Origin of the sequence: Ferrovibrio sp., from assembly GCF_029255545.1 — a bacterium.
In the GTDB taxonomy this organism is placed as follows: Bacteria; Pseudomonadota; Alphaproteobacteria; order Ferrovibrionales; family Ferrovibrionaceae; genus Ferrovibrio.
Genome location: NZ_JANLJJ010000039.1, coordinates 33,001 through 46,972, shown reverse-complemented (window position 1 = coordinate 46,972; position 13,972 = coordinate 33,001). Strand labels below are relative to the sequence as shown.

The 13,972-nt window shown below is 66.7% G+C and carries 14 protein-coding genes; 5 read left to right on the top strand and 9 right to left on the bottom strand.

Annotated elements, in window-relative coordinates; genetic code table 11:
- Positions 1-3: 3 nt before the first annotated feature.
- From hemW to rph, 3 genes are read right to left on the bottom strand one after another with little or no spacing between them, the layout of a single operon-like run.
- Entirely contained in the window at positions 4-1,191 is a 1,188-nt protein-coding gene (gene hemW, locus Q1J79_RS07860) for a radical SAM family heme chaperone HemW (RefSeq protein WP_300298951.1), read from the bottom strand.
- On the bottom strand, positions 1,172-1,795 hold the full coding sequence (rdgB, locus tag Q1J79_RS07855; RefSeq protein ID WP_300298948.1) for an RdgB/HAM1 family non-canonical purine NTP pyrophosphatase: 624 nt from the start codon (positions 1,793-1,795) through the stop codon (positions 1,172-1,174). The genes hemW and rdgB overlap by 20 nt, the downstream gene beginning before the upstream one ends.
- 5 nt (positions 1,796-1,800) lie before the next feature.
- Complete coding sequence (rph, locus tag Q1J79_RS07850) at positions 1,801-2,517, bottom strand: ribonuclease PH (protein ID WP_300298945.1); 717 nt, start codon at positions 2,515-2,517, stop codon at positions 1,801-1,803.
- A 178-nt stretch (positions 2,518-2,695) separates the two neighbouring features.
- Between rph and Q1J79_RS07845 the strand changes: the two genes are divergently transcribed.
- Positions 2,696-4,156, top strand: a complete 1,461-nt coding sequence (locus Q1J79_RS07845; protein WP_300298942.1) for an alginate export family protein — start codon at positions 2,696-2,698, stop codon at positions 4,154-4,156.
- Between the two features lie 4 nt (positions 4,157-4,160).
- Here the strand turns inward: Q1J79_RS07845 and Q1J79_RS07840 are convergent, their stop codons facing one another.
- The 6 genes from Q1J79_RS07840 to Q1J79_RS07815 form a co-directional block, all read right to left on the bottom strand.
- Positions 4,161-4,664, bottom strand: coding sequence for an ATP-binding protein (locus tag Q1J79_RS07840; RefSeq protein ID WP_300298939.1), 504 nt, complete (start codon positions 4,662-4,664; stop codon positions 4,161-4,163).
- Positions 4,661-5,860 carry a threonine--tRNA ligase gene (gene thrS, locus Q1J79_RS07835; protein WP_300298936.1) on the bottom strand — a complete coding sequence of 400 codons (1,200 nt, stop codon included), beginning with the start codon at positions 5,858-5,860 and terminating at the stop codon, positions 4,661-4,663. Before thrS ends, Q1J79_RS07840 begins: the two co-directional genes overlap by 4 nt.
- A gap of 220 nt (positions 5,861-6,080) precedes the next feature.
- A complete protein-coding gene (locus Q1J79_RS07830) occupies positions 6,081-7,562 on the bottom strand; it encodes an amidase (RefSeq protein WP_300298933.1) in 1,482 nt (493 codons plus the stop codon).
- 81 nt (positions 7,563-7,643) lie between these two features.
- Positions 7,644-8,075 carry a hypothetical protein gene (locus Q1J79_RS07825; RefSeq protein WP_300298930.1) on the bottom strand — a complete coding sequence of 144 codons (432 nt, stop codon included), beginning with the start codon at positions 8,073-8,075 and terminating at the stop codon, positions 7,644-7,646.
- A 131-nt stretch (positions 8,076-8,206) separates the two neighbouring features.
- Positions 8,207-9,079 (bottom strand): GyrI-like domain-containing protein, encoded by an 873-nt coding sequence (locus Q1J79_RS07820; protein WP_300298927.1) that lies wholly within the window; start codon positions 9,077-9,079, stop codon positions 8,207-8,209.
- 342 nt (positions 9,080-9,421) lie between these two features.
- Positions 9,422-10,462, bottom strand: a complete 1,041-nt coding sequence (locus Q1J79_RS07815) for a polysaccharide deacetylase family protein (protein ID WP_300298924.1) — start codon at positions 10,460-10,462, stop codon at positions 9,422-9,424.
- 71 nt (positions 10,463-10,533) lie between these two features.
- Here Q1J79_RS07815 and pyrF point away from each other — a divergent pair, with 71 nt between their 5' ends.
- Genes pyrF through trpA form a run of 4 tightly spaced genes read left to right on the top strand, consistent with a single transcriptional unit; the run spans position 10,534 to position 13,960 of the window.
- Complete coding sequence (gene pyrF, locus Q1J79_RS07810) at positions 10,534-11,265, top strand: orotidine-5'-phosphate decarboxylase (protein ID WP_300298921.1); 732 nt, start codon at positions 10,534-10,536, stop codon at positions 11,263-11,265.
- A 2-nt stretch (positions 11,266-11,267) separates the two neighbouring features.
- Complete coding sequence (locus tag Q1J79_RS07805; RefSeq protein ID WP_300298919.1) at positions 11,268-11,909, top strand: phosphoribosylanthranilate isomerase; 642 nt, start codon at positions 11,268-11,270, stop codon at positions 11,907-11,909.
- A 21-nt stretch (positions 11,910-11,930) separates the two neighbouring features.
- Positions 11,931-13,142, top strand: a complete 1,212-nt coding sequence (trpB, locus tag Q1J79_RS07800) for a tryptophan synthase subunit beta (RefSeq protein ID WP_300298916.1) — start codon at positions 11,931-11,933, stop codon at positions 13,140-13,142.
- The gene (gene trpA, locus Q1J79_RS07795; RefSeq protein ID WP_300298912.1) at positions 13,139-13,960 is read left to right on the top strand and encodes a tryptophan synthase subunit alpha; all 822 of its coding nucleotides are present in this window, start codon (positions 13,139-13,141) and stop codon (positions 13,958-13,960) included. Before trpB ends, trpA begins: the two co-directional genes overlap by 4 nt.
- Positions 13,961-13,972 lie beyond the last annotated feature (12 nt).

Here is a 13,972-nt window from a genome sequence, read left to right as displayed (position 1 = left end):
TGTCTAGGCCAGCAGTTTCGCCAGCAACCCGTCCAGCACGGCGCGGCCATCTTTCGTGGCCACGATCTTCTCCGGCGTGCGGATCAGAAGCCCGGCAGCTTCCAGCGGCGCAGAACGCGCCGGGGGTATCACCGTGTCCAGGTCGAGGCCGCAGGCTGCATGGAAATTCTTTGCATAAACGCCTTCGGCCAGGCGCAGGCCCATCATCAGCGCCTCTTCCGCGCGCTCGGCGCTGCTGACCGGCGTTGCGCTCTCGCGGCCCTCGCCCTGGCCTTCCACCTGCTCCAGCCAGGCTTCCGGCTTGCGCCGGTTCTGGATCGCCAGCCAGCCTTGCGCCGTCTGCAGCCGCGCATGGGCGCCGGGGCCAAGGCCGAGATACTGCCCGCTGCGCCAGTAGACCAGGTTGTGCCGGCTCTCGCCGCCGGGTCGGGCGTGGTTGGAAATCTCGTAAGCCGGCCGGCCGGCCTGCTCCATGATCTCCTGCGTCAGGTCATATAAGGCCGCCTGGTCGTCATCCGCCATGGGGCTCAGCGCGCCGCGCGCCACCGCGCCGGCGAAGCCGGTATTGGGCTCGATGGTCAGCGTGTAGAGCGAAAGATGATCGCCGGCGAGTTTGATCGCATCCTCGAGTTCGGTGCGCCAGGCTTCCGCCGTCTGGCCGGGCCGGGCATAGATCAGATCGAAGGAATAGCGCGGCACGGCTTTCTGTGCCGCCGCGATCGCGTGCCGCGCTTCCGCCGCGCCATGGGCGCGGCCGAGGAATTTCAGCACGGCCTCGTCGAAGCTCTGCACGCCGATGGACAACCGGTTGACGCCGGCGGCGGCGAAGTCGGCGAATTTGCCGGCCTCGGCCGAATTCGGATTGGCTTCCAGCGTGATCTCGACATCATCGGCGAAGCCCCAGTGCCAGCGCGCCGCCTCGAGAATGCCGGCAACGGTCTCCGGCGGCATCAGCGACGGCGTGCCGCCGCCGAAGAAGACCGAGGTGATCTTCTCGCCGGCCCCGATCCCGGCAGCGGCGTAATGCGCCAGTTCGGCCTGGTAGGCGACATGCCAGCGCGCGGTGTCGATCGACGCGCGCACATGGGAATTGAAGTCGCAATAGGGGCATTTCGAGACGCAGAACGGCCAATGCACATAGAGGCCGAAGCCGCGCCGCGGGATGCTGCTGCTAGCGCCGGAAACAGGCATCGATCAGTTGCCTGAATGCCAGCGCGCGGTGGCTGATGGCATGCTTTTCCCTGGGCGGCATCTCGCCGAAGGTGCGATCGCCGAAGCCAACCTCGCTCTCGGGCAGGAATATCGGATCGTAGCCGAAGCCGAATGTGCCGCGCGGCGGCCAGACCAGCCGGCCATGCACCACGCCCTCGAAGCTTTCCACATGGCCATCGGGCCAGGCGAGCGACAGGGCGCAGACGAACTGGGCACGGAAGGGCGGCTCGACGCCCTTTTCCTGCACGGCGCGCCACACCTTGTCCATCGCGTGGTTGAAATCCTTCTTCGGTCCGGCCCAGCGCGCCGAATAGATGCCCGGCGCGCCATCCAGCGCGTTGACGCTCATGCCGGAATCATCGGCCAGGGCCGGCAGGTTGGCGCCGCGCGCCGAGGCCAGCGCCTTCAGCTCGGCATTGGCCACGAAGGTCTCGCCGGTCTCGTCCGGCTCGGGCAGGCCAAGCTCGCCGGCCGAGATCGCCTGCACGGCATAGGGCGCCAGCAGGTCGGCGATTTCGCGCAGCTTGCCGGCATTGTGGCTGGCGATCACCAGCCGGCCGCCATCGAAATGCCGTCGAGACATGGGGCTTATTTCCCGATGGCCTGCCGCTGCAGGGCCATCAGCTCGGTGATGCCACTCTTGGCCAGCTTCAGCATGGCGGCGAACTGCTCTTCCGAGAACGGGTCCTTCTCGGCCGTGCCCTGCACTTCCACGATGGCGCCGGTATCGGTGAGGACGAAATTGGCATCGGCCTGCGCGGTTGAATCCTCGGCGTAATCGAGATCGAGCACCGGCTGGCCGTCGCACAGGCCGCAGCTCACCGCGCCGACCTGGCCGATCAGCGGAATCTGCGCGATCGCGCCGGATTTTACCAGTCCGGTAAAGGCGAGATGCAGCGCCACCCAGGAGCCGGTGATCGCCGCGGTGCGCGTGCCGCCATCGGCCTGCAGCACGTCGCAATCAAGCCGGATCTGCCGCTCGCCGAAGCCCGACAGGTTGGTGACGGCGCGCAGGGAGCGCCCGACCAGGCGCTGGATTTCCTGGGTGCGGCCCGACTGCTTGCCGCGCGAGGCTTCGCGTTCGGTGCGGCTGTGCGTGGAGCGCGGCAGCATGCCGTATTCCGCCGTCACCCAGCCGCGGCCGGTATTGCGCAGGAACGGCGGCACCTTCTCTTCCACCGTGGCGGCGCAGAGCACATGGGTCTCGCCGAATTTCACCAGGCAGGAGCCTTCGGCGTATTTGGCGAAGCCCGGCTCCAGGCGGATCGGGCGCAACTGGTCGGCTTTGCGGCCGCTCGGACGCATGGCTGTCTCCTTGATCATGGATTCCGGCAAGTGGCTGCGGTTCTAGTCGATACCGCCGGCCCGGACAACCGGCCCGTGGGCGTTGCGGCCAGCGTCTTATTGTTATATTATAACAAACATGCGGCCCATGCTGACCAGCAACCGGCTGCCAAGCCTGAGAAATTTTGGGGATCCCATCTTGCGCAACCGCCTCCTTTGCACTGCCGCCGCCCTGTTTGCCTTCGTCGCCCTGCCTGTCCATGCCGAAGACGACCACGACAAGCGTGGCCTCACCCACAGCATCGGTGACCTCGACCTGACCCTGACGCTGGATGCCGGCTTCGGCCTGTTCAGCGTCGCCAATGCCCAGCATGGCCTGGGCAGCCTGTCGTATCGCAGCGATGAGCGCGCCGGCGGCCGCGCCTGGAGCGAGGGCTTCATCGCGCCAGGCCTCGCCGCCGACTGGCATGCCGGCGACAGCAGCGTCTATGGCGGCTTCAAGCTGCTCGGCAGCGCCACGCGCGGCCAGGGCGACGCGCAGCGCAATTCCTCGACCAGCGACCAGCCCGAGGCGCTCGGCGTCGAGGACGCCTATCTGGGCTGGAAATCCGGCCTGACCTTCGCCTCGTTGGGCGAGGATGCCATCGACATCTCGGCCGGCCGCCAGCCGTTTTCCGTCGGCGACGGCTTCCTGCTGGTCGACGGCACGGCGGAAGGCCAGCGCCGCGCCGCCTATGTGATGGGCCCGCGCGCCAGCTTCGACCGCACCGCGATCCTCAAGCTGAACACCGAGCCGGTGCGCGCCGACCTCTTCCATCTCGAAGGCAATGTCGACCAGCGCTTCATGCGCGCCGGCGATGCCGCCGCCACCAGCCTCTATGGCGGCAACATCGAATGGTTCGCCTCCAGCCACAAGGATCATGGCCGTTTCGAATACGAGGAGCGGCAATGGTATGTCGGCTTCACCGCGCTCACCGTCTACGAGGCGGATACCGGCGTCTCGGCCAACCGCGACGGGCTGGATGTCTATGCCCTGCGGGCCGGCGGCGCGCTCTTGAGCAGCCTGGGCGAGGCTTTCCGGGATTTCGCGCTCTATTCCGAGCTCGGCCTGCAGCGTAATGACGAGACCGGCCGCAAGAGCCGGGCGCAGGCCTGGTATGTCGAGCCGCAATACAGTTTCTCAGGCCTGCCCTGGACGCCGCGGGTCAGCTACCGTTATGCCCATTTCAGCGGCGACAACAATTCCAATGACGGCCGCAACACCGCCTGGGATTCGCTCTACACCGGCGGCGGCGCGCGCGGCTTCGGCACCTGGGACCTGGGCGAGATCTACACGCGCTACACGCCCGGCGGCAATTCCAACCTGAACAGCCACATGACCCATGTGGCGCTGCAGCCGATGGAAGAGCTTGCCGTCGGCGCGCTGTTCTATCGCCATTTCTACGACAAGCCCGATACCGCCAACGGCGTCACCTCCGACGACCTGCTGACCGAGCTGAACGTCTATGCCCAGTGGGATACCCCGGTGCCGGGCCTGAGCGTCACCAGCATCCTCGGCGCGGCGAAAGCCGGCGACGGCCGCCGCCAGGCGCTCGGCAGCACGGATGCGAATGACCGCAAGACCTATCTCGGCCAGATCGTGTTCGGCTATTCGTTCTGAGGCATCAGCCTGCGGTGTAGCACCGGATGTTGAAACCTTCGTCTCTGGTTGGCGCCTCGAAATAACTGGTGATGATATCGAACTCGGCATCGCCGGCGGCGAAGTCGTGGCCGCCGGCGGCATTACGGCGATGCAGGCGTGCACGGCAGATTTCGTCCGGCACGTCCAGGAAATGCAGCAGGTGGGCCGTGCCCGAACGCGCGATAATGCCGCGCATCCAGGCCCGACTCGCCCGCGTGTTGGCCGGAAAATCGAGCACCACCGACAGGCCGCAGCCCAGCAGATTTTCAACATGCGGCGCCATGGCCTCGCGCAGCCGGGCGGCGCAGCGCCTGTAATCGGTCACGGTGAGAATCTCATCCGGATAGAGCCGCGCCAGCCAGGCATCCTCGCCGATCAGCACCGTGCCGGCCTGTGCGGCAAGATTCGCCGCCAGCGTCGACTTGCCGGCCGCGATCTTGCCACAGAGGAGATGCAGGGTGGGAAGATGCAGGGTGACGGCGCTCACCGGAACGCCTCATGCCGCAGACGCCGCGCGGCTTCGGCGATCGGCAGCTCCATCTGCCGGCCGCCGCGCCAGCGTAAGCTGAGCGAGCCGCGTTCCGCCTCGCGCTCGCCAGCCACCGCCACCAGCGGCACGCCCTGGTCATGCGCCTCGGCGATCTTGCGGCTCAACCGCTCCGGCCGGCTGTCGACCGCAACGCGATAGCCTTCGCGGCCCAGGGTGGCGGCGGCCTTGCGGGCATAGCCGGCATGGGCATCGGTCACATTGGCCACGACAAGTTGCTCGGGCGCCAGCCACAAGGGCAACGCGCCCCTGTAATGCTCCAGCAGCATGCCGATGAACCGTTCCAGGCTGCCCAGCACGGCATGATGGATCAGCACCGGTCGCTGCCGCCCGTTATCGCTGCCGACATACTCCACGCCCAGGCGCTCAGGCATCACGAAATCGAGCTGCACCGTGCCGCATTGCCAGCTGCGGCCATGGCTGTCGCGCAGATGGAATTCCAGCTTCGGCCCGTAGAAGGCGCCCTCGCCGTTGCGGATGGCGAAATCCAGCCCGGCCTTGCGCGCCGCCACCACCAGGGCTGCCTCGGCGCGGTCCCAGGTGGCATCGTCGCCCGCCCGCTTCGCCGGCCTTGTCGCAAAAAACACCAACGGCGCGCCGAAACCGAAATCGCTGTAGATGCCGCGCAGCAATTCGCAGAAATGCTGCACTTCGGCCTCGATCTGCGCCTCCGTGCAGAAGATATGCGCATCGTCCTGCACGAAGCTGCGCGTGCGCATCAGGCCCTGCAAGGCGCCCGAGGGCTCGTCGCGGTGGCAGGCGCCGAATTCGCAGTAGCGCAAAGGCAGGTCATGCACCGAGCGCAGCGTCTTGTTGAACACCTGCACATGACCGGGGCAGCTCATGGGCTTCAGCGCATAGGGCCGGTTCCCGGAATTGACCCGGTACATTTCGTTGGCGAATTTCTCGGCATGGCCGCTCTGTTCCCACAGCGAATAGCTGAGCAGCTGCGGCGTGCGGATTTCCAGGAAGCCGGCCTCGCGCATGCGGCGGCGGATATAATCCTCCACCACGCGATACAGCGCGAAGCCGCGCGGGTGCCAGAACACCATGCCCGGCCCTTCCTCCTGCTGGTGGAACAGGTCGAGCTTGGTGCCCAGCACCCGGTGATCGTAGGCGTCCATACTCTGATTCACGGCGAAAACTCCTTCATCTGCGGAGCGGCCGGGCAGCGACGGGACCCTGAAACGACCGGGGCCCCGTCGTTTCCGGCGGGGCCCCTGGGTGGTTGCGATGCGTTATCTGCTCACGCGCGACACCTGGGCTCCCCGCCGGTGGCGGTAACCTTAATGGTGACTACGGTGAGAATAATGCTCTGCATGGTGGCCGCGACGGTAAGCGTCGCGGCCGGATGCGTCAAGCCGGAATTTCCTGCCGCAATGCCGGCGCCAGTTGCGGCGGCGGTTTGAAGCCGCCGAAGGCCTGTTCCACCAGCATGGCGAACTGGATTGGCGTGCGGTCTTCCAGATAAGGGCCAATCACCTGCACGCCGACCGGCAGGCCATCCTGCGAGAATCCCGCCGGCAGCGCGGTGGCCGGCAGGCCGCCGAGCGTGGCGAGGCCCGGCCACTGGAACTGGTCGCCGTAACGCGCGGGCTTGCCATTCACGGTGATGATGCGCTCTTCCCAGGCCCGCTGGTCATGCGGGAAAGCGGCCACCGGCGAAACCGGACAGAGCAGGATGTCCCAGTCGCGGAAGAAGTCGCGCCACTGGTGCATCAGCGCCAGCCGCATGTTGCCCGCCTGCATCCAGGCGCGATGGCTCGCCACCACGCTCAGCGCCGAGACGCTGGCACGGTCGGCGGCCGCTTCGGGGATGCCGGCGGCACGCGCCTTCGCCGCCACGTAGTCCGGCTCGGGCATGTTGGCGCCCATGAAGGCCATCACCATGCGCAGATACGTGCTGCCGACCAGCGACAGATCGGGCAGGGCCGCGCTGGAGCGGCCGACATGGCAGCCCGCGCCTTCCAGCTTCGTGGCCAGGTCCGCGATCGCCGCGCCTATGGCGGCATCGGTCGGCGCATCGGGATGCGCGTCGATCACCAGCACGCGGAAATCCTTCAGCGTCGCATGGCGCGGCGGCGGCAGGCGCAGCTCATAGGCGATGGCCTCGGCCTCGTCGGGCCCGGCCAGCACGTCGAGCGCCAGCATGAGATCGGCGGCCGAGCGCGCCATCGGCCCCACCACCGGCAGGCCGTGATTCGGCGCCACCGACAACACGGGAATGCCCGGCGGCGCATGACCACGCATCGGCACCAGGCCCAGCGTCGGCTTATGCGCATGGACGCCGCAGAAATGCGCCGGAATGCGCAGCGAGCCGCCCAGATCGGAGCCCAGCTCCAGCGCCACGAAACCAGCCGCCAAAGCCGCGGCCGCGCCGCCCGACGAGCCACCCGACGTGCGCGTCACGTCCCAGGGATTGTTGGTTGTGCCATAGACCGGGTTGGTGGCCTGCCAGTCGGCCAGCACCATCGAGACGTTGCTCTTGCCCAGCATCACGGCGCCGGCCGCCTTCAGCCGCGCCACCGCCACGGCATCCTGCGTCACCGGAATCTGGGCCGTGTTCGGGATGCCCCAGGTGGTCGGCAGGCCGGCGATGTTGAAGCTCTCCTTCACCGTCATCGGGAGACCGAGCAACGCGCCACCCTCGCCTTTCGCCAGCGCCGCATCGGCCGCTTTCGCGGCCTGGCGAGCGCGCTCGAAATCGCGCACCGGGATGGCATTCAGGCGGGTGTCCTCGCGCTCGATGCAGGCGATGGCCTGTTCGGCCAGCTCAAGGGCGGAAACCTGTCGCGCGCGCAGGGCGGCAACGAGTTCACTTGCCGTGCGGAACTCCATACGACTCTCCAAAATATGATGTATGGGGATATGATGTATGTAGGCGGGGCCGCGCTGCCTGGACCGGCGGCGGTGTCGGCACTATAGCGCGTCGGGTGGCCGTGCTGGCAAGCCTTCCCGGCGCCGGCATTCGCGCATGAAGGCGATCGCGGGCCGCGACAGTTTCTTCAGGGTGGGCGACGCATCGTCCAGCACGCGCCAGACCGGCGCCAGGTCGGCCGGCTTCGCGCCGGCGTTATGCATCTCCCAGGCCGCCTCGGCCACGATGCGCAACTGGAAGCCCATGGTGATCGGGCAGGTCACTTCGGCGCGATGGCGCCGCGCCATCGCCAGGCGCAGCTCCGGCAGCGCCATGCCACGGCCTTTCGGCAAGCGGCGGATGAAGCCGTCCACCAGTTGCGGCGAGGGCACCAGCATCACCTGCCCCGCCTTCATGCCGGCGATATCGATCGGCACGCGCTTCACCTGGTGCGGCCGGCCGTTGCGCAATTTGTCGGTCCAGGATGTCGGCATGGTTTTCACTCTCCTGACGTCCTGCCAGCCCCAGAGAGTTTTCCCGGGCCGGCATCCCATTTCATTCACCACGTCTCTCAATGAGACCCCAGGTCAAAAGCCCGGGGTGACCGCAGCATAGGATGCTGCGGTCACTTCAGCGGCAAACAGATATCGGTGAGCAGCTCGGTGGGCGGCACTTCGCGCGGGTTGTTGAGGTAATCCTCAAACACCGGCGCATCGGCGGCCTCGCGGCCCGATTTCACCAGCCACTCGCCGAACAGCCAGTCATAGGCCGCCTTCATGCCGGAATACGGCCCCTTGTGGCGCAGCACGGCATACTCGCCGCCGCGCAGTTCGGCGCGCTGCAACGGCGCCTCGACGGGGAATTGCGCGTCGGGGAGCACGATGGCGGCGGCCGATCGCAGCTCGGCCTCGGGCACCGCGGTCGGATCGGAATAGAACAGGCCCTTCATGCACAGGTCCGGCCTGAGAAGATTCCGCGCCCCCAGCGTGCCGAACAGCATCTCGAAGGCCTTGCCGATTTCCATGTACGAACCCTTGTGCGGGATCACGGCCAGCGAAACAGGCGGCAGGGTTTTGATCGCGACGTCATGCATAAGCGAAAATCCTTTCGGGGCATTGAGCATGGCAAAGCGGGTATGGCTGCCCGCCTTGCGGAATTCCGCCGGCGGCAGGCCATAGGCATCGCGGAAGGCGCGGGTGAAGGCCGCCAGGCTGCCATAACCGGCGCGCGGCCAGATGGCGTCCAGCGCCATGTCGGTATGGGCCAGGTCGGCGGCGGCGCGTTGCAGCCGCAGGCGTTTCACGGTGTTGACGACGGACTCGCCATAGACCGCCTGCCAGGTGCGGTGCCAGTGCCAGGGCGAGAGCGCGGCCACATCGGCCAGGGTGTTGAGGTCGGGCGCCTCATCCAGATGGGCGTAGATGTATTCCACGACGCGGGTGAAGCGGCGGACGTAACCGGCCTGGCTGGTGGACTCGGATGGCGGGGACACGGACATGACGGCCTCGGCGGTGAGTGACTGAGACGAACGCTAGCAGAGGCCGGTTTGATAAATCTTGCGGAGTGATGACCTCTAGTCGTAAGGAAAATGTTTCCTATATGTTCCAGATTATCCGTTCTTGCCCATCGTGAATCTGCACACTGCCCCGGCCGCCCATGGGATCGAATGGGATCCAATCGGATCGAACGGGATCGAATTGGCATCCAACTGGCTTCAATTGGCCATCACTTGGATCGAACTGGCCGCCAACGGGCCGGCATTGGTCGCCAACCGGCTTCAGCCGGGTCGAATCCGGCCTTTTCCAATCAATGCGTTAGCCGGAACCGGGGCAACAAACCGCTACTTCATCACCGTGAACTGGATGCCAAACCAGCGGAAGCGGCCCTGTTCGGCCGACGGCAGCGTGCAACTGATACGGTCGCGCGGCGGGGCGAAGGCCTCGGGCGGCTTCAGTTCATAACGGCGTTCGGCGCCACTCACCGTCCTGGGCTGGATCGGTTTGCCCTGGCCGGTATAGCAGACCATCTGGTTCAGCCGCTCGATGCCCGGCGCCACCGTGAAGCGCAGCGTCGGCGGGTTGGGCGTCTGGCCCAGCTTCACCAGCACGTCGGCCGGCTCGACGTCGCTGACCGGCAGCGGCAGGGCATTCAGCGCCTGGCGCACGCGCTCGACGCTGCCAAAGCTTTCGTTCATCGGAAACCGCGGCAGCCAGAACATGTCGTGTTTTGAGTGGGCGATGCCGGAATGCTGGCCGAAGGCGACACTGTAGCCCATGTCCTTCACCAGCTTGAGCGACATGGCATCCCATTCGCCGAAGGGATAAGCGAACAGGGCGGGTTTTTCGCCCAGTTCCTGCTCGAACAGACGCATCGAGGTTTCCAGGTCCTCGCGGGCTTTTTCCGGGCTTAAGCCCGGCAGCGAGGGATGGCGGTGGCTGTGGGCGCCAATGGTGACGCCCTCTTTCTTGAGCTGCCGGATCTGGTCCCAGGTCAGATAACCGCGCAGCTTCGAGGTCACCGGCTCGGTGGCGACGAACAGCGTGAACGGCAGGCCGGCTTTCTTCAGGCGCGGCCAGCCCTCGGTGAGGGCCGAGACATAGGCGTCGTCGGCGGTGATCGCGACCGCGCGGTCGGGCAGCGCCTGCCCGGCTTTCAGCATGGCCACGATCTCGGGCAGCGGCAGCACGTGGTATTTGCCCGAGGTCAGCTCGGCGATATGGGCGTCGAACTGCTCCAGCCGGATGTTGGTGCTCGGCACGGTATTCTCGCCGAAGCGGTGGTACATCAGGATGCTGGCATGATCAGCGCTGGCGGCCGGGGCGGCGCAGGCCAGGGTCGCGGCCAGCCCCATGGCAGAAAAGGTAAATTTCCGGGTTTTCATGGCCGCCAGCATAGCCCGGCCACGCGGCAAAGGGGAGACTTGGCCGGCAGTTTCCGCTATAAGCCCGGCCCATGCCTCAGACAGCCAATCCGGGCCGCATCGCCCCCGTCTTCTGCGCCATCGACACCATCGAACTGGCCTTCGCCACCCGCTGCGCCCGTGCCGCCGCCGCCGCCGGTTTCGGGGTCAAGCTGGGCAAGGAATTCTTCACCGCCCACGGCCCCGCCGAGGTCCGCGCCATCCTGCCCCAGGGCACGCCGCTGTTCCTCGACCTGAAATTCCACGACATTCCCAACACCGTGGCCGGCGCGGTGCGCTCGGCCGCCGCCGCCATGGGCCCGATGATGCTCACCGTGCATGCCTCAGGCGGGCCGGCGATGATCCGCGCCGCCGTCGAGGCCGCGCGCGCCGCCAAGCAGAAGCCGATGATCCTGGCGGTCACCGCGCTGACCTCGCTGGATACCGCCGACCTGCGCGCGATTGGCGTGACCGAGGACGTCAGCGCCTATGTGGTGCGGCTGGCCAAACTGGCGCAGGAGAACGGCGCCGATGGCGTGATCTGCGCCGCCACCGAAATCGAGATGCTGCGCCAGGCCTGCGGCCCCGATTTCAAGCTGGTGGTGCCGGGCATCCGGCCGAAAGGTTCGGCGGCTGGCGACCAGAAACGCGTGATGACGCCGGGCGAGGCCTTCAGGCTCGGCGCCGACCATCTGGTGATCGGCCGGCCGATCACCGAGGCCGACAGCCCCGAGGCCAGCGCCAGGGCCATCGCGCAGGAACTGCGCGAAACGGTGGCCGTGTAACCATGCCGGTGCTGACCAAGATCTGCGGCCTGACCGATGCCGCCGCCGTGGAGACCGCCGTGCAGCACGGCGCCGACATGCTGGGCTTCGTGTTCTTTCCGGCCTCGCCGCGCAACCTTTCGGCCGAGCAGGCGGAAGAACTGTTGCGCGACGTGCCGTCAGGGATCGACCGCGTCGGCGTCTTCGTCGATCCGGAAACCGATTTCCTCGACAAAATCCTGGCCAGGGCGCGGCTCGACCTTTTGCAGCTGCATGGCGACGAGACGCCGGAACGCTGCCGCGCCATCAGCATCTATTTCGGCCTGCCGATCATCAAGGCGATCAAGGTCTCGACCAGGGCCGACCTGAAGGCGGCCAGGGCCTATGAGGATGTGGTGGACTGGCTGATGTTCGATGCCGCCCCGCCCAAGGGCGCCACCCGGCCGGGCGGCAACGCCGCCAGCTTTGACTGGAGCATCCTGCAGGGCGCGAAGTTCAACCGGCCCTGGCTGCTCTCGGGTGGCCTGACGCCGGAGAATATTTCTTTGGCGGTGGAGCAATCCGGCGCCAGTGCCGTCGACGTATCATCGGGGGTGGAAAGCGCCCCGGGGAAGAAGGATCCGGCCAGGATCCGCGCCTTCCTCGACGCCGCCCGCCGCCTCTGACGCTTTTTCAGGACCGAACCGATGACCATGCTGAATTCCTATCGCTCCGGCCCCGATGAAAAGGGCCATTTCGGCAAGTTCGGCGGGCGTTTCGTCGCCGAGACGCTGATGCCGCTGATCCTCGACCTGGAAAAGCATTACGCCGCCGCCAAGAGCGATCCGGCCTTCAGGGCCGAGATGGACTACCTGCTGAAGGATTACGTCGGCCGGCCCAGCCCGCTCTATTACGCCGAGCCGTTCACCAAGCATCTCGGCGGCGCCAAGATCTATTTCAAGCGCGAGGAGCTGAACCACACCGGCGCGCACAAGATCAACAACTGCATCGGCCAGATCCTGCTGGCCAAGCGCATGGGCAAGACGCGCATCATCGCCGAAACCGGCGCCGGCCAGCATGGCGTGGCCACCGCCACCGTGGCGGCGCGTTTCGGCCTGCCCTGCGTGATCTACATGGGCGAAGTCGATATCGAGCGCCAGCAGCCCAACGTGTTCCGCATGAAGCTGCTCGGCGCCGAGGTGCGCGCGGTGAAATCCGGCTCGCGCACGCTGAAGGATGCGATGAACGAGGCCCTGCGCGACTGGGTCACCAACGTGCACGACACCTTCTACATCATCGGCACCGTGGCCGGCCCACATCCCTATCCGATGCTGGTGCGCGACTTCCAGTCGGTGATCGGCGAGGAAACCCGCGTCCAGATGATGGAAAAGGAAGGCCGCATCCCCGACAGCCTGGTCGCCTGCATCGGCGGCGGCTCGAATGCGATGGGCCTGTTCCACCCCTTCCTCGACGACAAGGACGTGCAGATCTATGCTGTCGAGGCGGCCGGCGAAGGGCTTGAGACCACGCGCCATGCCGCATCATTGGCCAAGGGCGTGCCCGGCGTGCTGCATGGCAACCGCACCTATCTGCTGCAGGATGCCGACGGCCAGATCACCGAGGCGCACACCATTTCCGCCGGCCTGGATTATCCCGGCATCGGCCCGGAGCATGCCTGGCTGCATGATGTCGGTCGCGCCAACTACGTCTCGGCCACGGACAAGGAAGCGCTCGATGCCTTCCAGCTCTGCTCGCGGCTGGAGGGCATCATCCCGGCGCTGGAATCGAGCCATGCGCTGGCCCATGTGATCAAGCTGGCGCCGAAGCTGCCAAAAGACCACCTGATGGCGGTCTGCCTGTCGGGCCGCGGCGACAAGGATATCTACACCGTTGCCAAGGCGCTGGGGGTGAAGCTGTGAGCCGCATCGACAAACGCTTTGCCGCGCTGAGGGCCGAAGGCCGTGCCGGCTTCGTCACCTTCATCACCGCCGGCGATCCGGATCACGAGACCTGCGCCCGCCTGCTGGCCGGCTTGCCCGCCGCCGGCGCCGATGTGATCGAACTCGGCATGCCCTTCAGCGATCCGATGGCCGATGGTCCCTCCATCGAGGCCGCCGGCCTGCGCGCCTTGGCCAAGGGCGCCAGCATGCAGATGACGCTGAAGCTGGTGCGCGACTTCCGCCAGAAGGACAACGACACGCCGATCGTGCTGATGGGCTATTTCAACCCCATTTCGGCCTATGGCGTCGACCGGTTCCTGGTCGATGCCAAGGCAGCTGGCGTCGACGGCCTGATCGTGGTCGACCTGCCGCCGGAAGAGGACGACGAGCTCTGCCTTCCCGCCGTAAAGGCCGGCATCCATTTCATCCGCCTGGCGACGCCGACCACCGACGAGCAGCGCCTGCCCGCCGTGCTGGCCAATACCTCGGGCTTCCTCTACTACGTCTCGATCGCCGGCATCACCGGCGCGGCCGCGGCCGACCCGGATGCGGTGGGCAAGGCGGTGGCGCGTATCAAGAAGCACACGAAAATCCCCGTCGCCGTCGGGTTCGGCATCCGTGACGGCAAGCGCGCCGCCGAGATTGCCAGGGTGGCCGATGCCGCCGTGGTCGGTACCGCCCTTGTGGAACGCGTGGCGGAGGCCCAGATCAAGGGCATCGACCCGGCCGACCATGTGCTGGCCCTGGTGCGCGACCTGAGCAAGGCCATCCGCGGCGTCGCCAAGGCCGCCGCCTGAAGGTTTAAGGAG